This window comes from Sporomusa intestinalis, from assembly GCF_055383785.1.
The window spans coordinates 1,958,550-1,982,599 of sequence record NZ_AP042390.1 but is presented as its reverse complement, the minus strand read 5'-3'; the positions used below and the strand labels follow the sequence as shown (position 1 = coordinate 1,982,599).

The 24,050-nt window shown below is 53.6% G+C and carries 20 protein-coding genes; 1 reads left to right on the top strand and 19 read right to left on the bottom strand.

What is annotated here, in order from left to right:
* Window positions 1–12 precede the first annotated feature (12 nt).
* From ACZ481_RS08925 to ACZ481_RS08870, 12 genes are all read right to left on the bottom strand, one after another.
* On the bottom strand, window positions 13–321 hold the full coding sequence (locus ACZ481_RS08925) for a 2Fe-2S ferredoxin (protein ID WP_464769797.1): 309 nt from the start codon (window positions 319–321) through the stop codon (window positions 13–15).
* 119 nt (window positions 322–440) lie between these two features.
* Window positions 441–1,379: an EamA family transporter RarD gene (gene rarD, locus ACZ481_RS08920; RefSeq protein ID WP_464769796.1), complete on the bottom strand. Its 939-nt coding sequence runs from the start codon at window positions 1,377–1,379 to the stop codon at window positions 441–443.
* Window positions 1,351–2,064: a YczE/YyaS/YitT family protein gene (locus ACZ481_RS08915; RefSeq protein ID WP_464769795.1), complete on the bottom strand. Its 714-nt coding sequence runs from the start codon at window positions 2,062–2,064 to the stop codon at window positions 1,351–1,353. Before ACZ481_RS08915 ends, rarD begins: the two co-directional genes overlap by 29 nt.
* A gap of 189 nt (window positions 2,065–2,253) precedes the next feature.
* Complete coding sequence (locus ACZ481_RS08910) at window positions 2,254–2,784, bottom strand: 2-oxoacid:acceptor oxidoreductase family protein (RefSeq protein WP_464769794.1); 531 nt, start codon at window positions 2,782–2,784, stop codon at window positions 2,254–2,256.
* Window positions 2,781–3,533 carry a thiamine pyrophosphate-dependent enzyme gene (locus tag ACZ481_RS08905; protein ID WP_464769793.1) on the bottom strand — a complete coding sequence of 251 codons (753 nt, stop codon included), beginning with the start codon at window positions 3,531–3,533 and terminating at the stop codon, window positions 2,781–2,783. The genes ACZ481_RS08910 and ACZ481_RS08905 overlap by 4 nt, the downstream gene beginning before the upstream one ends.
* A 2-nt stretch (window positions 3,534–3,535) precedes the next feature.
* Window positions 3,536–4,606: a 3-methyl-2-oxobutanoate dehydrogenase subunit VorB gene (gene vorB / locus ACZ481_RS08900; protein ID WP_464769792.1), complete on the bottom strand. Its 1,071-nt coding sequence runs from the start codon at window positions 4,604–4,606 to the stop codon at window positions 3,536–3,538.
* The gene (locus ACZ481_RS08895; protein WP_464769791.1) at window positions 4,578–4,841 is read right to left on the bottom strand and encodes a 4Fe-4S dicluster domain-containing protein; all 264 of its coding nucleotides are present in this window, start codon (window positions 4,839–4,841) and stop codon (window positions 4,578–4,580) included. Before ACZ481_RS08895 ends, vorB begins: the two co-directional genes overlap by 29 nt.
* 742 nt (window positions 4,842–5,583) lie before the next feature.
* The gene (locus ACZ481_RS08890; protein WP_464769790.1) at window positions 5,584–7,884 is read right to left on the bottom strand and encodes a xanthine dehydrogenase family protein molybdopterin-binding subunit; all 2,301 of its coding nucleotides are present in this window, start codon (window positions 7,882–7,884) and stop codon (window positions 5,584–5,586) included.
* 29 nt (window positions 7,885–7,913) lie between these two features.
* A complete protein-coding gene (locus ACZ481_RS08885) occupies window positions 7,914–8,759 on the bottom strand; it encodes an FAD binding domain-containing protein (RefSeq protein ID WP_464769789.1) in 846 nt (281 codons plus the stop codon).
* Window positions 8,756–9,235, bottom strand: a complete 480-nt coding sequence (locus tag ACZ481_RS08880) for a (2Fe-2S)-binding protein (RefSeq protein ID WP_464769788.1) — start codon at window positions 9,233–9,235, stop codon at window positions 8,756–8,758. Before ACZ481_RS08880 ends, ACZ481_RS08885 begins: the two co-directional genes overlap by 4 nt.
* Window positions 9,236–9,399: 164 nt before the next feature.
* Window positions 9,400–11,046 (bottom strand): BCCT family transporter, encoded by a 1,647-nt coding sequence (locus ACZ481_RS08875; protein WP_464769787.1) that lies wholly within the window; start codon window positions 11,044–11,046, stop codon window positions 9,400–9,402.
* A 93-nt stretch (window positions 11,047–11,139) separates the two neighbouring features.
* Window positions 11,140–12,657, bottom strand: a complete 1,518-nt coding sequence (locus ACZ481_RS08870; protein WP_464769786.1) for an HAL/PAL/TAL family ammonia-lyase — start codon at window positions 12,655–12,657, stop codon at window positions 11,140–11,142.
* Between the two features lie 296 nt (window positions 12,658–12,953).
* On the opposite strand from ACZ481_RS08870, the gene ACZ481_RS08865 reads away from it, so the two are divergent.
* Window positions 12,954–14,342, top strand: a complete 1,389-nt coding sequence (locus ACZ481_RS08865) for a sigma-54 interaction domain-containing protein (RefSeq protein ID WP_464769785.1) — start codon at window positions 12,954–12,956, stop codon at window positions 14,340–14,342.
* A 164-nt stretch (window positions 14,343–14,506) separates the two neighbouring features.
* On the opposite strand, the gene gltS is transcribed toward ACZ481_RS08865, so the two are convergent.
* The 7 genes from gltS to ACZ481_RS08830 all read right to left on the bottom strand — a co-directional run bounded on the left by gltS (window position 14,507) and on the right by ACZ481_RS08830 (window position 23,995).
* Window positions 14,507–15,742 carry a sodium/glutamate symporter gene (gene gltS / locus ACZ481_RS08860; RefSeq protein WP_464769784.1) on the bottom strand — a complete coding sequence of 412 codons (1,236 nt, stop codon included), beginning with the start codon at window positions 15,740–15,742 and terminating at the stop codon, window positions 14,507–14,509.
* Between the two features lie 221 nt (window positions 15,743–15,963).
* Window positions 15,964–17,328 carry a sigma-54-dependent transcriptional regulator gene (locus ACZ481_RS08855; RefSeq protein ID WP_464769783.1) on the bottom strand — a complete coding sequence of 455 codons (1,365 nt, stop codon included), beginning with the start codon at window positions 17,326–17,328 and terminating at the stop codon, window positions 15,964–15,966.
* Window positions 17,321–18,919 (bottom strand): transporter substrate-binding domain-containing protein, encoded by a 1,599-nt coding sequence (locus ACZ481_RS08850; protein ID WP_464769782.1) that lies wholly within the window; start codon window positions 18,917–18,919, stop codon window positions 17,321–17,323. The genes ACZ481_RS08855 and ACZ481_RS08850 overlap by 8 nt, the downstream gene beginning before the upstream one ends.
* Window positions 18,920–19,127: 208 nt before the next feature.
* Window positions 19,128–19,754, bottom strand: a complete 627-nt coding sequence (locus tag ACZ481_RS08845) for a cyclodeaminase/cyclohydrolase family protein (RefSeq protein WP_464769781.1) — start codon at window positions 19,752–19,754, stop codon at window positions 19,128–19,130.
* A gap of 16 nt (window positions 19,755–19,770) precedes the next feature.
* On the bottom strand, window positions 19,771–20,661 hold the full coding sequence (gene ftcD / locus ACZ481_RS08840; protein WP_464769780.1) for a glutamate formimidoyltransferase: 891 nt from the start codon (window positions 20,659–20,661) through the stop codon (window positions 19,771–19,773).
* Between the two features lie 2 nt (window positions 20,662–20,663).
* Window positions 20,664–21,944, bottom strand: a complete 1,281-nt coding sequence (hutI, locus tag ACZ481_RS08835; protein ID WP_464769779.1) for an imidazolonepropionase — start codon at window positions 21,942–21,944, stop codon at window positions 20,664–20,666.
* A 23-nt stretch (window positions 21,945–21,967) separates the two neighbouring features.
* Complete coding sequence (locus ACZ481_RS08830; protein ID WP_464769778.1) at window positions 21,968–23,995, bottom strand: urocanate hydratase; 2,028 nt, start codon at window positions 23,993–23,995, stop codon at window positions 21,968–21,970.
* Window positions 23,996–24,050 lie beyond the last annotated feature (55 nt).

Genomic DNA, 24,050 nt, shown 5'->3' with positions numbered 1-24,050 from the left:
CCCGCTGTTTTTTTAAATCTCTAATCTTTTCACAGATATGCCGCCTTCGATATGATTTTCCATAATTTCCTCGACATCGGCCGGTGATACAGGCCCATACCACACATTATCAGGATAGACCACTACAACCGGGCCTTTTTCGCAAATACCGAAACAGCCGGTATTGGTCACAAATACCTCGCCGCCCAGCTCCCTTTCCTCAATCTCCTCCATAAATTTCATGACAATCTCGACCCCGTTTTTCGTGTGGCAATGACCTTTTTGCTGGCCATTGGGCCGGGAGCTGGTACAGACAAAAATATGACGCTTAGGCTTGTTCATAAAAATCCCCCTTTTTTAATAAAAATAATAAGCCGCCTCCCATGGTGCCCATGGGAAGCGACTTCTGCGTCACAACATAAATTTGATTGTTTTCATTATAAGTAAAGTTATTGCCAGTGTCAAGAGGCTGCTTTCTTCAGCCAGCCTTCCGCCGTGGTGAAAAACCGGGTCTTGGCCAGCGAAAACACGGCCAGCGCCGCCCAGATCAGGCTGAAGGCCACAAGGTGGGCACTGGTAAACGGCTCATGATATAAAAGTACGCCTAAGGCCAGGGCAATTGTGGGCGACATATACTGAATAAACCCCAGCAGGCTGAGCGAAAGGCGGTTCGCACCGCTGGCAAACAGCAGCAGGGGGACGGCTGTCACCGCCCCGGCCCCCATTAACAGGGCGTCCGTAAGCAAGGAGTCCGGGTGAAAAGCGCCGCCGCCCCGGCCTGCTATATACAGCAAATACCCCAGGGCAATAGGGGCGACAAGCAGCGTCTCCAGGGTAGTGGCGGTGATAGCGCCAATTCCCAGCATTTTTTTGCCCATGCCGTAAAAGGCAAACGACAAGGCCAGCGACACGGATACCCAGGGCAGGGACCCGTAGCTTATCGCCAGGGTGGCCACCCCGGCGGCGGCCAGCACAAACGAGATGCTTTGCCACAAGGACAGGCTCTCCTTAAGGACCAGAATGCCTAACAGCACACTGACCAGCGGATTAATATAATAACCGAGGCTTGTTTCCACAACACGGTTCGCATTGACGGCCCAAATATAAATAAGCCAGTTGACACTGATCAGCAGCGACGCGGCAAGCAAGCCTAAACGCTTTTTCCGGTTGTGCATAATTGCCCGTGTTTCCTCTGCAAACTGCTGGAGACCCCGTGTTGCCAGCAAAATCGCAAACATAAAAACACACGACCAGATCACACGATGGGCCAGGATTTCATAAGCCGGCACATAAGCCAGCTGCTTCCAGTAAACCGGGAGTATGCCCCATAATAAATAAGCTCCGGCGGCTGACACTACGCCGGTAACGTGTTCACTGTGTTGTTTTGCATTCTCTGCCACTTGCTTCTCCGCCTTTTTCCGTAAAATCCCTAGCCGCCCCCGCCTGTTCCCGGCCGGCAACAGCCCGGGGCCGCCGCAGCACAAACGGCTCATGTTCAATATCCTGCGGCCGCCGGCCCATAATGGCAAACGCCCCTTGGATAGAGGGACCCAGCGTAACGGCAATAACAATCGTGCCCAAGCCGACAGGCCCGCCCAGGCAATAGCCGATTGCAGCCACCCCGGACTCCAGTATCGTCCTCACCTGCCAAACCGGCCAGCCTGTTTTTTGCACTGCTCCAACCATAAAGCTGTCACGGGGACCGGCGCCAAAAGCCGCTGTCAGATAAAAATAGCTGGCCCAGCCGATCAGCCCCACGCCGGCCAGCAGCATGGCCAGTTGGGCGGGCCATTGGTGTTGGCCGGCAATCCAGCCGCTGCCGACGATAATATCAATATACAGCCCGATAAAATACATGTTGGCAATACTGCCCCAGCCTGGCTTGACTCCCAGCAGCCAGCTCAGCAGGATAACAATCAGCCCCGTTATTTGGGACACCTCGCCCAGGGTTACCGGGAAATAGTTAATCAGCCCCAGGTGCAGAACATCCCAGGGAGAGGCTCCCAGATTACTTTGCACCGTCAAAACAATGCCCAGGGCAAATAAAAATAGGCCCCATAATAAAAAGATGATTCTTTTTATCATCTCACCAGCTCCCTGATCGCGAAATATCTATATTTTTTAATCTTATCACAGATGCAAAAGCCTCCACAAGTATTATTACCTGTACATTTACAGTATTCCATTCATGCAGAAAAGGGCCGAGCTCCGGTTGGGAGTTCAGCCCTTGTTCGGTAAAACCCGTTGCCTGGGCAAGCCCTGGGTGTCTTGCGTTTACCTGTTCATGCCTTTGCTGATGGCGGCGACGTTCAAATCATATAACGCCGGCTTTTTCTTGCCAATCACCTCATCCATAGCTTTTTGCACATTATCGAGGCTGACAAGCGAAAGCGCCGGCAGCAAAGCCCCCAGACACACCATATTGGCGAGACTGGAATTGCCAATTTCATTCGCCAGTTCCGTGGCTCCCACAGCAATGACCGTAATATCCTCCCGCTTAGGGGTTAACTCCACAATCGAGCTGTTGACCACCAGGGTGCCGCCCGGCTTGATCCGCGCCAGAAACCGGTCATAGGACGGCTGATTTAAGACAATCCCGGCATCAGCCTGATTTATAACCGGTGAATGAATTTCTGCGTCGGCAATGAGTACCGAGCAATTGGCCGTTCCGCCCCGCATCTCCGGCCCATAGGAGGGAATCCAGCAGACCTCGCGTCCCCCCGCCAGGCCCGAATAGGCCAGAACCTTGCCGATAAACATGACGCCCTGGCCCCCAAAACCAGCCAAGAGTATTTTGTCAATCATAGCCCTTTTACCTCCTCCGGCACTTTAAGCTCTCCCATTTGATAAATAGGCAGCATGTTTTCCCGCAGCCAGGTAAGGCTGTCGACCGGCGACAGGCCCCAGTTCGTCGGGCAGGTGGATAAGATGCTGACAAAAGCAAACCCCAGCCCCAGCTGCTGTACCTGGAAGGCACGCTTAAGCGCTTTTTTGGCTTGCATAATGTTCTTGGGAGAGTCTACCGCAACGGCCGCCACGTACACGGCGCCAGGCAGCGTGGCAATGGTTTTCGGCAGGTCTATGGGTGTCCCCACTAAGCCCGGGTCACGGCCATAAGGGCTTGTTGTCGTTACCTGGCCGGTCACGGTGGTAGGTGCCATCTGGCCGCCGGTCATGCCAAAAACCGCATTATTAACCATAATCGAGGTGATCTTTTCGCCCCTGGCAGCCACATGAATGGCATGGGCAGTCCCAATGGCAGCAATATCGCCATCACCCTGATAGGTGAACACAAGCTTGTCAGGCTGCGCCCGTTTAATGCCTGTGCCTACAGCCTGAGCCCGGCCATGGGCCGCACCGACAAAGTCGCAGCTGAAAAAATCGAGGGAAAAACCGGCACAGCCCACCGGGGCCACACCGATGGTTTTGCCAATAATATCAAGCTCTTCCAGAACTTCACCGATGAGGCGGTGGATGATGCCATGGGTACAGCCAGGGCAATAGTGAAAGGGTATATCAGTCAGGCCTGTGGTTTTGCCGAATATCTTCTCCATAACTACACCTCCCGGTCCAGGGGAATATTGAATTGCCCGATAAGCGCCGCCAGAACCTCATCCTCATGGGGCAGCATACCGCCCAAACGCCGGTGCAGACTGACCGGGACACTGCAGGCCAGCGCCAGTCTCACATCCTCAATCATTTGGCCTGTATTCAGTTCGACCGTAAGAACACCTTTGACTTTCCCCTTGTAAGGCGCAAAGGCTTTCTCCGGAAACGGCCACAGCGTAATGGGTCTGACAAGACCCAGCTTGATCCCCCTGGCCCGGGCTTTCAACACGACCGTTTTGGCAATTCTGGCGCAGGTGCCGTAGGCAGCGATCAGATAATCGGCGTCGTCAGTGTGGAATTCTTCCCAGCGCTGTTCCTGTTCTCTGATCAGCTGATATTTTTTTTCCCAATAAAGATTATTTTGTTCCCCGATCTCGTTGGTCAAAGAATAGCTGGCAATCTTGCGCTTAGCCCGGCCCAGACAGCCGTCCGTCACCCAGTCCTTGACCGGCAGTTCGGCCGCAGGCCGGTCTTTAAGCTCAATTGGCTCCATCATCTGCCCTAAAAAGCCGTCGGCCAGGATCAATACCGGGTTCCGGTACTTATCGGCAAGATCAAAAGCCGCCAGCGTATAATCATACATTTCCTGGCCCTTGGACGGAGCCAGCACCAGCAGGCGATAGTCGCCATGGCCACCGCCTTTGGTACATTGGAAATAATCGGACTGGCAGGGTCCAAGCCCGCCAAGCCCGGGGCCCGTCCTGTTGATATTGACGACAACCACAGGCAGTTCAGCTGCGGCCAGATAAGATAAGCCCTCCTGCTTCAGACTGTAGCCGGGGCTGGAGGAGGCGGTCATAACCCGGGCCCCTGTACAGGCTGCGCCGTAGCACATATTAATGGAGGCAATCTCATCTTCGCCCTGCAGCAGGGTGCCGCCGGCTTTCGGCAAGTGTTTTGACAAATATTCCACGATCTCGGTAGAGGGGGTAATCGGATAACCAAAAAACAGCTTACAGCCTGCCTTTATGGCGGCCTCGGCAATGGCCTCATTTCCTTTTATCAATTTTTTCTTCATACACTCCTGCTCCTTCCTTATACACCTCTAACGCAATATCAGGACACATCAGACCGCATAGGGCACAGCCCACACAGTTTTCCTGGTCGGCAGCAACGACCGGATAATAGCCCCGGGAATTCGCTTTATCGCCTATCGCCAGCACCTGCCGCGGGCACACTGCCACACAGAGACCACAGCTCTTACATTTTTCACCAAACACCTGGACTTCCGCCAACTCATTCACCCCCCGCACACTTGTTGTTCTCCGCAAAAAATCATACGTTCTGCATATGTTACAGAACGCTTATAAATCATCGCAATATTGCCTTAGTAGTACATTCGCCGCCAGGGAATATTATCCTGCCGGCCTGCAGGGAAAAGTAAACTGGTTAGAAAAACTTGGCTTGTGCCAAGTCCGGTAGGACGCCGGCAGAAGCCATAGATTTTTCTTATCCCTGGGGTCACAGCTTTGAAGCTTACAAATCTTGATGGGGTTAGAAAAACTTGGCTTGTGCCAAGTCCGGTAGGACGCCGGCAGAAGCCACCTGTGCCCTTTAGGGTATAGATTTTTTTATCCCTGGGATCTCATCCGGCTAATCTGCCGGGGTTAGAAAAACCGCTAGCGCAGTCCTTTGGCTTTGCATACGTCAGTTGATCTAGAATGCAAGGGCCGTGTCTTACTTTTGTCATCGCCACAAAAGTAAGCAAAAAGTCTAGGCCCAGAGCCTCCAAAAGCTGAAAAGCCGGGCGCTATTCCTAAAATCCGCAAACTCGCTCCGCTCAAACAGTGCGGATTTCTTTACGGAATACCGCCCGGCTTTTCTCCTGCGGAACGCTTTTTCCGGCAAAGGGCCGGGGGGTTACCGGGGTGCGGGGAACCGTCTCTGCTCAAGCTGGACATTGACCTTGGTTCCCCTTATTTTATAAAGACTTTCAGCCTCTCAAAACTTATAAATACTAATATATTAAAAAACGCCTCCCGGCAGGGAGGCGCTTTACCGGCCTGGTGTTTCCTCATTTGGCTCAGCCTGCCTTGCTGTAAGCATTGCCATAATTTTATCCGGGGTAACAGGCAAAACGGTAAAATTGGCGGCAAGGGCATCATTGATGGCATTCACAGTAGCTGCCGTGCTGGGAATTGTCGCAATCTCACCGATGCTTTTCGCCCCGTACGGCCCATAGTCGTCGCCTTCTTCAATCAGAATTACCCGGACCGGCGGCATATCCGGCGCATTGATAAGATGGTATTTGCTAAACCTGCTGTTGCGGGCCACCCCGGACTTGTCATCATAAGCAAGGTCCTCGGCAATGGCCATCCCCAATCCCATTTGCACACCGCCATGTATCTGGCCTTCAACAAACCCCCGGTTAATGGCCTGGCCAATATCATGGACCGCCACAACATCAAGCACCTTAACCAGGCCGGTATAGGTATCCACAGCCACTTCCACAAAATTCACCCCATAGGAACCGGGATTAGCCGGCGCTTGATAGGTAATGGTACGGATCAACTCAACCTGATTTTTTTGTTGAATTACTGCCGCCATCTGCCCCAAACTCCATTTCCGGTCAGGTTCGCAGTGATTCCATACCTCGCTGCCGGCAACTGCCACGTCTTCCTCATCGCACTGGAAAACCCTGGCGGCCTGCTGGATAAACATACGGCGCAGCTCCTCGGCCGCCTGCAGCGCATTGGCGCCGCAAACATGGATAACCCGGCTGGCCTGGCAGCCAATATCATAAGGGCTGACATCGGTGTCAGCCTCAGGCGCCTCAATCATCGCCGGCGGGATATCCAGAACCTCAGCCACAATCTGCTTCATGGCGGTTACTGTGCCATTGCCCAGATCGTGTAAACCGGCATTCAGCATAATACTGCCGTCTTCCAGCATCCGGATCGTCATTGTGCCAAACTCCTGGTAGGCGCCGTAGTAACCGTTGACATGAGTAGCGCAGGCCATGCCGACCCCGGTTTGCCAGCGTCCCGCCCGCTTGGGCTGATTCCATTTTTTACTCCAGCCGAAAGCGGCCGCCCCCTGGCGAACACAATCGATAATCCGGGCATTGCCTAAACCGGGCCCGCCGCTGGGGTCGGCATCATAGGGGTGGACTAAATTCCGCAGGCGAAATTCGACCGGATCCATTTGCAAACGGCGGGCGGCATTCTCCAGATTGATTTCCGCAATGGTTTGCACCTGCGGCGAACCATAACCGCGGGCAGCGCCGGCGATGGCCGTATTGGTATGGACGGCCACCGCCTGGTAGTGCTGGTTGGCAATACGGTACAGCCTGAACAGCTTCTTGGCCATGGCATAGCAGATAACACGGCCATTGGAGGTATAGGCGCCGGTATCGACAATCTGCCGCATGGAGCGGGCCAGAATCCGGCCTTCCGGGCTTACCATTGTTTTCACATAGCCAATTGTCTGGGTCCTGGTCCTGGTAGCAAGAATACAGGCCTGGCGGTCAAACTCTATTTTCACCGGCCGGTTGAGCTCTTTGGCAAAAAAAGCGCAATAAGGCTCCAGGATTATCTCCTGCTTACCGCCAAAGGAGCCGCCGCTGGGTGTCTTGATAATCCGCACTTTATGATAAGGCAGGCTCAGAATCTTGGCGACAATGAGGCGCACCGAATATACAATCTGACAGGGGCTGTATACCGTAATCCGCCCCCGGTGGTCGCTGGCGGCAATGCAGGCATGGGGTTCCATGGCCGCATGATGGATCTTGGGCGTAACCACCCGGTCCTCCACCATCAGCCCCTCACCGCTGGCAAAAACCGCCGCGGCATCACCACAGCCTGCTTCCATTGTAAAGAAGGGATTGCCGCTGTCATGGACCGGCACCTGGCCGCTGAGCGCCGCTTCCGGATCAATCACTGCCGGCAGCAGGTCGTATTCGGCTTTAACCAGGGCCGCCGCCCGGGCCGCCGCCGCCTTATTATCAGCGACCACGGCGGCGATGGCGTCGCCAATATACCGTACCACCGCCGGAAAAAGCTGCTGGTCCTCGATTGTATTCTGCCCGGCAAACCACATTTGGGAATTGAATTTTATTTTGGGTGTATTAGCATGTGTATATATTTTGATAACGCCAGGCACAGCCATGGCCTCAGAAATGTCAATGTTTTTTATCCGCCCGTGCGGCACCTGGCTAAATACCAGTTGGGCATAAACCATCCCGTCCAGCACCATATCGCCGGTATATTTGATCTGCCCGCCTGCTTTGGCGGCTCCATCCTCGATAGGGATGGACCGGCCTACATATTTAAAAGCCCGTTGCGGCTTAGCCTCCATTGTCATCCCTCCCGCCCCCTTTGCTTGCTTTATTTGCTGCCAGCGCCAAACAATTGTCCGCTCAAATCATGGGCCAGCCCTCGCACAATTTCCCGTTTATAAGGCTGGGAGGCCCGGCCGGGTATAGCTTCATCCACAGTCGCAGCCAGCAGCCTGCCCAAAGTATCGGCAAAGTCCCGGTTAACAGGCCGCTGCGTGAAAAATTTCTGGACACTGGCCGGACATACCGGCATTTTTCCCAGGGCTCCCAGCGCTGCTTTCCCATTAATAATCAACCGGCGCTCACGGTTGTAACGAATCATCACCGCCAGACTGAGCCTGGCAATAGTCACCTGGGACCGGCTGCCGATTTTTACAAACCCGCTGCGGCTTGCGCCCGGCGTGGGCACAACAACCTCTGTTATTAATTCCTTAGCCCGCAGCCCCTGCAAGGCTTCTGCCAGAGTCAAAAGCCGGGGCCCGGCACTGCCGGCAGTGCTTACGCCGGCACCATAGGCAGCAAGTACGGGCAGGCTGTCGCCGGCCGGCGAGGCACTTGCAATATTGCCGCCAATCGTGGCCCGGTTGCGGATTTGTACCGACCCCACCTGGCGTGCCGCTTGCGCCAGGGCCGGTACTTTAGCCTTAATAACCGGGCTGGCCGCAATCGTGCTAAAGGTTGTGCCCGCTCCGATCCTCACCGCGGCACCGTGATCGGCAATATAGTTTAAATCCGCAACCTGGGAAAGATCAATGACCAGTTCCGCCGCTTCCCCCCCGCGGTTGTTGATAAAATCGGTGCCCCCGCTGAGAAATGCCGTCCTGGCGCCGGTATTCCGCAACTGCTGCAATACGTCATCCAGCCTGGTAAAACCCACAATCTCATAGCCGGTCATTTGTCCTGTCCCCCATTCACCAGGCCGGCAGCCGCCTGCACTGCTTTTATAATATTCACATACCCGGTGCAGCGGCAAAGATTCCCCGCCAGCGCCTCCCGGATCTCGGCTTCTGACGGCCGGGGATTATGCAGCAGCAGGGCTTTGGTGCTCATAATCATGCCGGGGGTGCAATAACCGCACTGGACAGCCCCCTGCTCGACAAAGGCCTGCTGGATAGGATCAGTGCCGCCACCGGCAGCCAGCCCTTCAATTGTGGTAATGTCCGCATTCCGGGCCTGATAGGCCAGCACGAGGCAGGAGTTAACGGCCTTGCCATCCATAATGACGGTACAGGCGCCGCATTCGCCTTCACTGCAGCCTTCCTTGACCCCCGTGAGCTTCAGCCTGACCCGCAGCAGGTCAATCAGCCGCTCCTGTGGTGCGGCATCCAGTAAAACATGGCGCTTGCCATTTACAGTAAGGTCGATAAGCATCCAATCACCTTCTTTATCTACATCTGACTTGAATGTGTCGCCCCAAGCCGGCCTCAGGCCAGATGTTTTCTCTGCAGCCGCGGCCTGGAATAGAATAAATGCTCCGGGTAAAAACAACCCGGCAATCAAAAGCCAGTCTGATTGCCGGGTATGCCGGATATGAATCAGGTACCGACACTCTTGCCGGCAGGGTTATCCATGTCCTGCTCCCCCTCCCGCAGGTGAGCAGGCACAACAATCTTCTCAGCCGTCTCGGGATAATAAGTTATGTCATATTTCTTATGGTTGAACAAGATCGTAAAAATGGAGTAGCCCTGGGCAATGGCATAAAACAGGATTGGTATTCCGGCTACAGTGGCAATCATTTTGGTTGCATCAATCCCGGAAATTTTACCGCCTGAGCCAACAGTCAGAGTAATGAGCGCCATCCCGCCCATCAGCACACCCCAGACAATTTTCATATACGAAGGAGGCTCAGGGTCGTCCTTCGTGTTGCCGGTCGTGTTCATAGCCGCGACCGTAGTAGTCATCGAGTCGGCCATGGTGCTGAACGAGGTAATAATAGTGCCCAGCATGACCCAGCTAAGCACCGTGGAAAGCGGCAGATTTTGCAGATAGGCAAACAGGGATGCTTCCAGACCGCCCTGGGGCGAGGAAATAATTGTCCAGAGACCTTTGGTCTGCCATTCAAAGAACACGGCCGAACCGCCGAAAATCCAGAACCATATCATACCGAAAATCGAGGTGGCAACAAGATTGCACAGGATAAATTCACGGATTGTCCGGCCATAGGCCACCCGGGCAAAAAACATGCCGCTCATCGGCGCATAGGCCAGCCAGATTGCCCAGTAATAAACAGTCCACCAGCGCGGCCAGTCCGACTGGTCAATCGGGCTTAAAAACAGCGATTTGGTAAAGAAATTTTGCAGATAGTCTCCCAGCGAGGCTGTTCCCAGCTTCAGAATAAAGGCCGTCGGCCCAAACACAAGAACAAACAGCAACAGGAAAATAAAGATGTTGGTATTGATCTTCGCCATGATGCTGATGCCGCGTTTAATACCGCTGATACTTAACCCAACGGCAGCGATTGTGGCGATAATAATAACAACAGCCCAAATATGAGGCCCGGTTTCAATCCCCGCCAGAATGTGCAGGCCGCTGCCGATTTGCATGGCCAGGACGCCCATTACGGCGGCCACGCCGCCAACAATGGCGAACAGGCACAGATTGTCAAGCACCGTACCGACAAACCCGAAAGAACGGTTTTTGAAAATGGGGTATAGCGTCGCCCCCTGGGTATAGGGCAGTCGGAGATTATAATGGACCAGGCCAACGGCCAAGCCGGCCAGCGTGTACATGGCATAAGGCGTCAGTGTCCAGTGCAGGGTGGCAGTCGATAAAGAGAAAATGGCTGCCTTTTCACTGTAAGGCTCAATCCCCAGAACCTGGGGCGGCGTACAAAAGTGATACAGCGGCTCGGCAATGCCCCAGAATAATATACCGATGGCAATGCCGCATTTTAAGGTCAGCACAAACCAGCTCCAGGTGGTGTATTCCGGTTTGGCCTCAGGCCCCCCCAGCCGCACATCGCCATAGCGGGAAAACATTAGATAAAAACAAAACAATACCGCTCCCATGCCAAACAGGTTAAACAACCAGCCAAGGTTGGCAATCGCGCTTTCAACCAGGGCATTCTCCGCATTGTAAAACTGCTGGGGAATTGTGATGGCGGCCAGGACGCAGGCGGCAATAATGGCCGTCATCGGCCCAAAAATTTCCCAGCGGATTTTTTTCTTGTTTGCAACAATCACAAATGTACCTCCTTATTTGCTACGGAAAGAATCTTCCAGCCGTCTGGAAGTGTGGCCCCCATCGCCTCCTCCCTGCCAGTCGCTGCTGAGTATTTAGTCGCTGACGGCCGTTAACAGGACACCGGATTTTAACAGTTCATAGGCTGTGGCAATATCGGCGGTAAGATTGCGGTCCTGGGCCAGAAAAGGGATAACCTCGCGGATTTTCTGATGTACAACACGCCCGGCCGCGCCAAGCTGAAATTGTTCTTCCGGCCGCAGGTCGCAGGCCTGGGCGGCATGCATGGCCTCAATCCCCAGGATGTAATAGAGGTTATCCACGATTTTCCGGGTCTTTTGCACAACATACGGGGTGTTGCTGCAATGGTCTTCTATATCACCGGCAACAGCGTAAAAATCCATACTCACCGGATTGGCCAGATGTCTGATTTCAGCATCCAGAGCGGTAAATGGTTTTTGCATGGTGCCAAAAGCAATGACATTTTCCGGGTCAGGCGTCAAAAACCGCGGTAAGCCGGTAAAGTGACCGGTACTCAGCTTGATAGTGCGGAAACAGGCTGCTCTTGACAGGTGGCTGAGGGCTATTCCCAGCATCTCAAAGGCTACCGCCCAGTTGACAACCTCAAAATTTCCGCAGGACAGGATCGCCTCCTGCTCCATAGACACGCAGGGGTTGTCATCAGAAGAATTTATCTGCAGGTCCATGAGTTCTTCCAGATAAGCCAGCGAGTCCCGGACAGCCCCGTGAATATGGCAGGCGCACCGGAAACACAGCGGGTCCTGCAGGGCATTGGCAATACCGGGCCGCCACAGATAACTGCCCCGGAGCAGGTGCCGGACATGGGCGGCGCTCTCATTTTGGCCCCTAAACCGGCGTACCCGGTTGATCTCCGCATTGAGGGGACTGACATTGCCCTTAAAGGCCTCCAGGCTAAAACTGTAAATCATATCGGCAAGCCTAATCAGTTGCCGGAGTTCATGCAAAACCAGCGCCCCCTGGCCGGCTGCCAGGGCGTTGGAACTGACCAGCGCCAGCCCGTCCTTCGGCCCCAGGACCAGCGGTTTCAGGCCGGCCTGCGCCAGCGCCGCCCCGGCCGGCATCCTTTTGCCCTGACAATAGGCGTCGCCTTCGCCAATCATAGCCAGGGCAATGTGCGACAGACAGGCGATATCGGCTTCGCCGATGGAACCGCGTTCCGGCACAACCGGCGTAATCTGGTTGTTAAGCAGATCGCGGTACATGCCGGCAATCCCGGGGCTCATGCCCGTATGTCCCAGCAGCAGCGTATTCAGCCTGATCACCATCATTGCCCGTACCTCTGCCGGCGAAGCCTCCGGGCCGACGGCCACACAATGGGATCTGACCATATTGACATTAAATTGATTGTACCGTTCTGCCTCAACCCTGGTATCTTTATTGGCGCCGACCCCGGTGTTAAAACCATAGACGGGAACATTGCCGTCAACAAGTTTATAGACAAACGCTCTCGATTCTGCCACTTTGGCCAGCGCCGCCGGCGCGATAACAACCGGCGCACCCTTGAGCGCTACTTTGGCCACGTCGGCGATGGTAAGGCTGCTGCCGGTTAGTTCAATTACATGCTTGCCCAAAATCCTGCCCCTCCCTGACTGTTGTCGCTTTGCGCTCTATATTATAACGCATCGGTTCTTATATTTATATTGATTGCAAAAAACATGCCAACTGCCGCCTGCTTCCACAGCGGTCGTTTTTCCGCGGCCAGCAGGCTTTTTCTGCTGCCGCCGAAACTCCTTCTCATCCGGCCGCAGGTGTATAAACAGCAACTGCATTAATCTTTTGCGCAATATTTTATTGCAGGTTACATCTTTACACCAGCCTGATTATTAGTTAAAATATTGTTAACATTCGGCAGATGGTGAGTGAAAAAATGACTGCTATAGACAAAACATTATATCTGGAAACGATAGCCAATTTTATCCAGGATGCAGTATATGTGATCAACAAACACGGCGATGAACTGTTTTACAACAATAAAATTGAACGCTTTGAGCCGTCGCAGCGCCAGGCGATGCTCCAGGAGCTGCGCCGCGTATTTCTTACCGGCAAGCCTTCCTTTGATCAGTACAATAAATATCGCACCCTGGATCACCGGGAGGTACATATGCTCTCGACCGTAGTGCCGGTGGAACGGGACGGCGAAATTGTTGCCGTCTGCTCGATTAACAAAAATATTACCGAAATGGCCACTTTGCTCAACCGCGTCTACAAGCTGCAGGAACAGCTGCAAACCTACCGTCACAGCAATAATAAGCTGGAGAATGGCACAAGTTATCATTTTGCCTGCCTGGTCGGCCAAGATCCTCAATTTCTTCAGGTCATTAACAAAGCAAAAAAATCGGCCCTTACCGCGGCCCCGCTATTGTTAACAGGCGAAACCGGTACCGGCAAGGAGATTTTTGCCCAAAGCATCCACAATTACGGGCCGGCCGCAGCCCACCCGTTCGTTGCCGTCAATTGTGCGGCCATACCGGAGACTTTGCTGGAAAGTATGATTTTCGGCACAGTCAGGGGGGCTTTTACCGGCGCGGAAAACACGCCGGGATTATTGGAACAGGCCGGTAAAGGCACTTTGTTCCTGGATGAAATAAACAGCATGAGCCTGGTGCTGCAGGCCAAAATGCTGCGCATACTCGAAGAGAAAAAATTTCGCCGCCTTGGCAGCAGCGTGGAAGAGCCCGTTCACTGCCGGATCATCAGCTCAACCAATCTTGACTGCCACCGGCTGCTGGCAGAAAACAAGCTGCGCGAGGACTTTTATTACCGTGTCGCCGTGGTTAACCTGACAATTCCGCCCTTACGGAACAGGCGCGAAGATATTCTGCTGCTGGCCGGGCATTTTATCAACCGCTTTAACAAGGTGTATGGCAAGCAGATGACAAAGCTCGCAGCCGATGTGGAAAGCATTTTCCGCCAGCATAAATGGCCAGGCAATGTCCGGGAGTTATGCCATGTACTGGAAACCGCCATCAGCTTCTCTGAGAATGAAACAATAATAACAGCCGGCTGCCTGCCCGATTATTTTCACAAACAATATACTGCCGTTCACGGCCCCGCCGCTGCCGCCCCGCTGCCGGCCCAGCCCCTGCCCCAAAGACTGGCCGAGGTGGAACGCCGCCTGATTATCGACGCCCTTACCCGGAATAACGGCAACATCACCAAAACCGCCCTGGCCCTTGGCATACACCGGCAGAACCTGCAGGTCCGTATAAAAAAATTAAAAATCACTAAAAATGTGTGTTTTGCGGCCGGATCATAAGCACATGCCGGTTTCCTCCCTGCCATAAACAAAACAGGACTGAGTCTCAGCTGCGAGATCAGTCCTGTTTTGCTGTAAGTACCCCTTATTAACGGTTTGCTTCCAATACCGGCTTACGCTCAACCCCCTACAAGTCTACTCATTGCCCTTCTCCTTCCGTTATATTATTTTGTAAAGTAGTTTATAAACCATACAATGTTAGGTATGGCAACAATATCAATAAGGACGGCACCACAGAGCGGCACTATCAGAAAAGCCTTGCGGGATATTACCCCATAGCGTTCAGTAACGGCCCCCATATTGGCGATGGCATTAGGCGTGGCCCCCAGCCCATGGCCGATCATACCGGCACACATGACCGCCGCATCGTAATTTCTTCCCAAAAGAGGAAACAAAAAGTAAATACAAAATACAAACATAAAGACGGTTTGGACAGCCAGTATAATTAACAGCGGCCCTGCCAGGTTGGATATCTCCCAGATTTTCAAGGACATCATTGCCATTGTCAGGAAGATGCCCAGACTGACATCAGCAATCAGATCAATAGTCTTTTCCTGCATTTTAACCAGTGGTTTAACATCATTAAGATTCCTTATCAGTACAGCAACAAACATTGCCCCCACATACCCCGGCAAAACAAAGCCGGTAACGTTTCTAATGTGAGCAGACCCCATTGCCCCCAGGACCATAGCAACAAGAATCACCGCCAGCATCGACATAACATTATCACTTGTGACAATCCGGTCCTGTTCAGCGGCTGTCGCTTTATTCAAGGCGTCAAATTGCTCCTGACTGGTTTCAATGGGGAGCTTATAGCGCTCAATAAGCCATTTCGCCAGCGGGCCCCCTACTAAGCCACCGGCGATTAAACCGTAGGTAGCCGCCGCTACTGCGACCACAAACGCCCCCTGAACTCCCAGTTGCTCGGCCGTAGGGCCGAAGGCCGAGGCCGCTCCCATGCCGCCTTCCAGCGAAACCGCACCGGCCATAACCCCCAGGACCGGGTGGATGCCGGTTAATATAGCCGTTCCCGCGCCGACAACATTTTGCATAATGGCTAAAAGCCAGCAGCCTACAAGATATACAATCAGCGATTTGCCGCCTTTTTTAATAAGGCCAAAGCTGCCGCCTAAGCCAACAGTAGTAAAAAATGCAATCATAAAAGGCATTTGCAAAGTAGTATCCATGTTAAACGTTAGCATATTGGCCGCTTTAAGTAGCCAGGCCAGAATAGAAAAAGTAAAACCGCCGATAACCGCTGAAGGAATGCAAAAACGGGCAATAACCGGGAATATCCGCCGTACCCACGCGCCAAACATTAAGAGTAATACGGCAATAGCAACTGTTGCCACAATATCCAGCTTCATAACCATAACCTGATTGACCAGTTCAAAACTCACAACTTTCCCTCCTGCTGTTTTTGTTGATAAGCCCTTGCCTGCTGGTAAAACTGCCTCCCTTCTAGTAAAGCCAGGCTTTCTATTTCGCTTCAAGCTAACGCAAATACTGTGCCAGGTTAGAAAGGCTTATAACTGCCGGAATATCGTCAATGGCAGCAATAAAAAAAGCGGTTACTGCAAATTTTTCCTGAAAAATTTGCAGTAACCGTAAAAGTTGCACGTTAACGCAACTGATATTCTTTGATTTTATACCATAGCTTCCGTTCGCTGATCTTAAGTATCTGCGCTGTTTTGGCTTTATCACCGCCATAATACTGCAGGGTTCCGGTAATGACTTTGCGTTCGATCAAATCCAGGTCCTCACCGATATAGACAGGAATCAGGGCAGGTGTGCCGGCCTGACTGAGGGCCTCAGGGCCCGGAGGCTGATTATCGCCAGGCAAATTGCCGGCCCGCAATACCCCGTCGTCGGCAAACACCATGGCCCGCTCAATAATATTCTCCAGTTCCCGGACATTGCCCTTAAATTCATAGCCCTGCAGCTTTGCCAAAAAACCGGGCTCAATCTCCCTGATCTGCTTGGCCATTTTTTTATTATATTTGGCAACAAAATGCTCGGCCAGCAAGGGAATGTCTTCACGGCGCTGCCTAAGGGGCGGCAGTATAACAGACACCACATTGAGCCGGAAATACAGATCCTCCCGGAACTTTCCTTCGGCCACCAGCTGTTTTAAATTACGGTTGGTGGCACAAATGATCCGTACCGAAATTTTTCTCCTGCCGCCGGCGCCTACAGGCGTTATCTCTTTTTCCTGAACAACCCGCAGCAGCTTAGCCTGCAGTCTGACATCCATCTCGCCAATCTCATCCAGAAACAGTGTGCCTTTATCAGCCAGCTCGAAAATCCCCTTTTTCCTCTGTACAGCGCCGGTAAAGGCTCCCTTCTCATGGCCAAACAGCTCACTCTCCAGCAATTCGGCAGGAATGGCGGCACAATTTACCACCTCAAACGGTTCCTGCCTGCGTACACTTAAGTAATGCAGGGCCTTGGCAACAAGCTCTTTGCCGGTACCGCTCTCGCCCCGGATGAGAACATTAAACTCGCCGTCTTTTATTCGGTCGATATCATGCAGGATTTGCCGCATCGGCGCGGAAGTGCCAATCATGCCTGCAATTTCCTGGCGTTCTGTCAGTTTGCCGTTCAGGTACTCGACTTTAGTCCTCATCCCAATATAGTCGGTGGCGTTGGCCAGCAGCATTTCCAGTTCATCCATGTTTATCGGCTTGGTCAGATAGTAAAATGCCCCGGCTTTAATCGCCGTCACAGACGACTTTATACTGGCGTAAGCAGTCATAATAATAATTATTATACTGCCATCAACCGCTTTAATCTGCCGGAGCACATCGATGCCGTCGGCATTGCCCAGTTTCAGATCAAGCAACACAATATCAAATTCCTGCCGGGAAACAGCGGCCATGGCTTCCTGGGCGGAGCCCGCCGTTACGACAGCATATCTGTCCTCCAGGGCAAAGGCCAGCGAGGTGCAGATGGCCGGTTCATCATCAACAATGAGTAGCTTATGCATCCTGTTTCTCCTCAAAATTAAACTTTAAAGTCACAGTAGTGCCTGCACCTGCCTGGCTGTCAATACTTATGTCTATCCCACTTTGCCGGGACAGCTGATAGCTGACAAACAACCCCAGGCCGGTCCCACCTGCTTTCGTCGAGAAAAACGGTTCAAATACGAATTTCAGGTTATCTGGTTCGATCCCGGCGCCATTATCTGAGATCACCAGGCAGGGGACCCCTTCCCGCAGCTCGCTGGCAATGGCAAGCACCGGCTTGCTCTGCCCCTCCAGCGCCTGGAGGGCATTTAGCAAGATATTAATCATTACCTGCTTTATTTGTTGAATGTCGACATATACCATTAAATCTTCTCTAATATCCATCTGTAAATTAACGCTCTGCTTTGCCATATTATCGGCAAAAAACACCAGACTATTGTCGATAAGCCGCTTCAAAGGAACAGATTCCCGCTCCACTTTTCGCGGACTGGCATAGGTTAACAGGTCGTTGACAATATGATTGAGACGTTCAATCTCCTGCGGCACGAAATGGCTTATCTGCTCTCTGAAGCGGGGATTATCGTACTTTGAGGGCAGCAATTCGGTAAAGGTCTTAATTGACGTTAGCGGTGTGCGGATTTCGTGGGCGAGGCAGGCAACCAGCTTGCCTAAGGCCTCCAGTTTATCCTTGCGCTGCAGTTCTTCATTGATTGTTTCAATTTCCCGGGTACGTTTCTTGACCTCCTGCTGTAAATAAAAATTGATCAGCAGCGTCACTACCCCAAACACAATTAAAATCACAACTACAGTAACAGCAATACCAAAATTACGTTTATAATACTGGGCCGGATAATCAAGCGGCTCACCAAACCATTTTGCATATATCTTATCATAGGTGCCATTTTTTTTAATATCCTTCAGCCCGGTATTAAACACCGCCAGCAGCGGATTACCATTCTGTACAGCTACACAGTAGCCCTCCGGATCAATCGCCCCGCCTACAATTTTTATATATTCATGCTGTTTGGTACGCTGCAGGATATACTGGCCTGTGAGACTATTGCCAAGGGCAGCATCCACTTTCCCGTTGAGGAGCAGCGCCAGGGCCTCTTCCTGATTGGTGGTGGGCACCAGTTTCACGGGCTGATTTTTAAGACTGTAATTGCCGATCGCGTCTTTCTGTACGGCAACCTTGTGTCCTGCCAGGTCGGCAATGGAGGCAATCGCCTGCATATCTTTTAAGACAAATATAGCTAACGAATTTACCATATATGCCTCCGAAAAATCGTATAACTTTTCCCGTTCTGAGTTGTACTTCATCCCGCCTACGGCATGAACCTCGCCGCGTTCAAGCGCTTTAACAGCATCAGCCCACGGCAGGGGACGGAATTGAATCTCATAGCCGGTGCTGAGGGCAACTGCTTTTAGTAAATCAACATTAAATCCCCGGTAAACTTCGGCCCCGTCAATCGTATCAACAAATTCGTAGGGAGGAAAGTTTTCGTCCCCGGCCACGATTAACAGCCGGTGTTCCCGACCGTCCGCCGCCTGGGCAGCGCCCCCGCAGACAACACTGCTCACCAGCAATACAACCAGCCATATTCTGTACATCCCACGGCCTCCGCAATCTAGATATCTGTTATTTTCGGCATGCCTGAGTTTAAATCCTGTACTTGCTGCTCTCTTTGCCGGTAAAACACAGCCAGCAGGCACAGCAGACCTTGGCAGCAATGAACCGGCACTGCCTGTGCCGGTCTTGCCCGCACGCCAAAACAGGACTGGTCCCGTCGCCGGGACCAGTCCTGTTTGCTGTAAAATATTAGCCGATCACCCTGCCGGCAACGGCGATAAGCTCGCTGTGCAGGCGCTCGTCCTCTTTTACGATATGGGCCATTTTCGTTTGCACATCCTGTTGGAAGCCCGGGTCTTTTATACTGCCTAAATTAATCTTTACATTATACAGGGCGCCATGCAGGCCGGCATGGGCCATAAGTCCGGCCACAGCGGCATCACTGGCCGCGTTGCTGTTGCCAATGGCCAGAATCCGCACCGCCATTGTCAATACCTGCAGGCAGCAGGAGGCAACCTCCAGCGGCAGGTTGGTGGCAAACATCATTGCCTGCTGAATAGCCGCACTGCGTTCCAGCTTCTCGGCCTCCGTTGCTTTCGGGAGCTTGTAGGCAGCCATGACTTTGTTAAAGGCCTCCGTATCGGCATCAACATAGCGGGTCAGTGCACCTGACAATTGATCAGCTTCCGCCAGCAGGTCCGTTACTTCCTTTTCCACTTCGGCATATTTGCTGTTGCCGGCAGTCAGACGGCAGACCATAGCCGTCAACGCGCCGCCGAGCGCCCCGGCCAGAGCCGAAATACTGCCGCCGCCCGGCGCCGGTGAGTTTGACCCGAGTTCCTCAAGAAACTCGGTAATTTTCATTTCAATTAACATATCATCAAGCCCCTTATTAAAGGTTTTCTTCCAATACCTGCTTACGCTCAAACCCCTCCAGGCGCAGATAGAAATCGGCCGTGTCGATCAGCGCCTGCAGCGGCACCATGCCCACAATCTCGCTGCCGATGACATGTACGCCATATCGGGCCGCTTCTGACTTAACCGTTTCAAATACCCGGTGCAGCGGGGTGCCCGTATAGTCGACCATATTGATCGTTACCTGCGCCATATTCCGCTCTTCAATCATAACCCCCATCGCCCGGCAGAATTTATAGCCGCCCTTTGCCTCCCGGATGGCCGACGCAATCTTTTTCGCAATATTGACGTCACTTGTGCTCAGATTGATGTTATAGGCGATTAAAAACTGCCTGGCGCCGACAACGGTGGCCCCCGCCGCCGGATGCATCCGGGCCGGGCCGTAATCAGGCCGGCGTTCCGGGGTGGCAATCGCGGTCTTCAGGCCTTCGTATTCGCCTTTGCGGACATCCGGCAGTTTGACCCGCGCCGCCTGCTTGGCAGCCGCTTCGTACAAATATACGGGGATATCAAGCTTTTCCCCGATTTCCCGGCCCAGCTCGTTCGCCAGCGCCACGCATTCTTCCATCGTGACCTCACTTACCGGAATAAATGGAATCACATCTGTCGCGCCGACACGGGGATGTTCCCCCTGATGCTGTTCCATGTCGATCAGCTCGGCCGCCTTGGCGCAGGCTTTAAAGGCAGCCGCCTTCGCCGCCTGGGGCTCACCGACAAAAGTCACCACCGTCCGGTTATGACTGGCGTCTGAATTGACATTAAGCAAGGACACGCCGGCAATACTCTTTACTTCATTGACAATCGCCGCAATGACCTCCGGCCGCCGGCCTTCACTGAAATTAGGTACGCATTCCACTAGTTTTGCCACAGTTATAACTTCCCTTCTCTATGTATATTATCGGCTTTACTCCAGCTAAGCTGTCCCTGTTTAATCACCTTGTCGACAATATTCATACCGGCATGGTAGACCAGATACAGATGGGACGGATACTCCAGTATGACCACATCGGCCTGCTTGCCCGCTTCCAGGCTGCCTACCCGGTCGGCCCGGTCAACCGCGGCGGCGCCATTAATGGTCAGGGCTGTAACAACCTCGGCCGGTTTCATCCTTAGTTGAATCGCGGCCAAAGCTGCCACCAGCGGAATAGAATGACTAAAGCAGCTGCCGGGGTTGTAATCTGTTGCCAGGGCTACCGCCGCCCCGCTGTCGATCATGTCCCGGGCCCGGGCATAGGGCTCGCGCAGGCAAAAAGCGGTCATGGGCAGCAGCGTAGCCACGGTGCGTTTTTTGCCCAAGGCTGCAATGCCGGCATCAGAGGCCTGCAGCAGATGGTCAGCCGAACAGGCATCAAGCTCCGCCGCCAGCTCAGCCCCGCCCAGGGCAACAATTTCATCGGCATGGAGCTTGGCTTTCAGCCCCAGGCCTTTGGCCGCGGTTAGCAGCCGCCGCGACTGGGCCAGCGAGAAAACCCCCTGTTCGCAGAACACATCACAAAACTCGGCGATTCCTTGGGCGGACACGGCCGGCAATACCTCGGCAATCAGATAATCCACATAGGCGTCGGCACGTCCTTTATATTCGGGCGGGACGGCATGGGCGCCCATAAAAGTCGGTACAATCTCCACCGGCTGCTCCCGGTTAAGTTCGGCCATCACGGCGAGCTGCCGCAACTCGGTCTCCTTATCCAGCCCATAGCCGCTTTTGCCTTCCACCGTAGTGACACCCATCGCCAGCATACTGCGCAACCGCCGCCCGGCCAATTCCTTCAGCTCCGCCAGACTGGCCGCCCGGGTCGCCTCAACGGTGTTCAGGATGCCGCCGCCCCGTTCCAGAATTTCCAGGTAGGGGGTGCCGCTCAAGCGCCAGAAAAACTCCTCCGCCCGGTAGCCGCCAAATACCATGTGGGTGTGCGAATCAACAAACCCCGGCAGCACGCACTGCCCGGCGGCATCAATGACCTCCCACTGGCTTTCATCAAGGGCCGGCAGGTCCGCCGTCGGTCCTACCCAGCTGATCCGGCCGTCCTCAGCCAGCAGCGCCCCGTCGGGGATAATCCCGATATCCCCCATCGCCGGCCCCTGCTTGGGGGCCGGTCCGGCACAAGTAATCAATTCTGCCGCATGTTTAATCAGCAATTTTTTACCTGCCATCTTTTTGCTCCTTCCCGTCTTTCCTACTTTGCAAACACTTTGGCGACAATGCTGTCAATCAGGCTGTCCGCAGGAATATAAGGCAGTGTCGCCTGGCCTTTGCCGGCGTATTGCTGGTTGAATTCCACAATCGTTTCGATCGAATGCTCATTTCTGGCCCAGGCCCGGCGGGCTACCCCGCCAATAACATCCCATAACATCGCCTGGCGCAAAATCTCATCAACCCGTTCGCTGCCGTCCAGCACCATGCCAAAGCCGCCGTTGATCGATTTGCCGATCCCGACACCGCCGCCGTTGTGCAAAGCAACCAGGCTCATACCTCTGGCCGCATTGCCGGCAAAGCACTGTACGGCCATATCGGCCATAATATTGCTGCCGTCCTTAATGTTGGCAGTCTCCCGGAACGGTGAGTCCGTGCCGCTGACGTCATGATGGTCCCGGCCCAGCATGACCGGCCCGATTTCCTGCTTGCGCACCATTTCATTAAACTTCAGGGCAATCCGGAGGCGTCCTTCCGCGTCCTGATACAGAATCCGCGCCTGCGTCCCTACGACCAGTTTGTTTTGCTCGGCATCCCGGATCCATATGTAATTATCCCGGTCCTGGCCGCGCCGGTTGGGATCAATACACGCCATGGCCGCCTGGTCGGTTTTGCGCAGGTCCGCCGGATCACCGCTCAGGCAAACCCAGCGGAAGGGTCCGTACCCGTAGTCAAACAATTCGGGCCCCATAATATCCTCAACATAAGAAGGGAAAATAAAGCCGTCCCGCTCGTCATAGCCATTCCTGGCAACCTCTTTAACCCCGGCATCATACACAGCCTTCAGGAAGGCGTTGCCGTAATCAAAGAAATAGGTGCCCCGTTCGGCCAGTATTTTAATCAACGCAAAATGGCGCTGCAGGCTTTTGTCAACCAGGTGGCGGAACTGCTGCCGGTCGGCTGCCAGCAGGTTTGTCCGCTCTTCAAAACTCAGCCCCTGCGGGCAGTAGCCGCCATCATAGGCAACATGGCAGGAAGTCTGGTCGGAAAGCAGCGGAATATGCTTGTTGTTTTTGACGGCATACTCCAGCAAATCCACAACATTGCCATGATAGGCAATAGAAATCGGCTGTTTCTTCAGCTGATATTCTTCTGCCAGCTGAAATATCTCGTCCAAGTCGGCCGAGATTTTGCTGACCCAGCCCTGGTCATAACGGGTTTTAATCCGGGAATAATCCACCTCGGCGATAATCCCGACCCCGCCGGCGATTTCAATCGCTTTCGGCTGGGCGCCGCTCATGCCGCCCAGGCCGGAGGAAACGAACAAATGCCCGCGCAGGTCGCCGTCTGCCGCCACGCCCAGCCGTTTGCGGCCGGCAGTAAGCAGGGTGTTAAACGTGCCGTGCACAATGCCCTGCGGCCCGATATACATCCAGCCCCCGGCTGTCATCTGGCCGTAGTTGGCCACGCCCATCTGCTCGGCAATTTCCCAGTCATCCTGGTTGTCAAACATGCCAATCATGAGCGCATTCGTAATAATTACGCGGGGCGCCTCCGGCTTGGACGGAAATAACCCCAGCGGATGGCCTGATTCGACTACCAGGGTCTGCCGGTCTGTCATGACCTCCAGGTACTTTTTAATAAGCTGGTACTGCAGCCAGTTTTGGCACACACTGCCGGTTTCCCCGTAAGTAACAAGCTCATACGGGTAAAGCGCAACAGCCGGGTCCAGATTATTGTCAATCATTACCTGAAAGGCCTTGCCCTCCACACAGTTGCCTTGATAGGCATCAATCGGCTTGCCGGCCAGCTTCTCTTGCGGCATATAGCGGTACGCGTAAATCCGGCCGCGCGTGCGCAGTTCCTCCATAAATTCAGGCGCCAGCACGTCATGCAGCTCTTCCGGCACATAGCGCAGCGCATTTTTCAAAGCTACCTTTGTCTGTTCCTGGGTCAGGCGGAACCCCCGGTTGGGTGCGCGGCGAATGCCGGGTGCAAACACCGGCAGTTCAGGCAGCACATTGTCCAATTTAACTGTCATGGCACTGCCAATCTCACAATTGCGAACCATAATTATCCCTCCATGTGTCTCCTCTAGTATACCTTACTTTACCATTACTGTATCA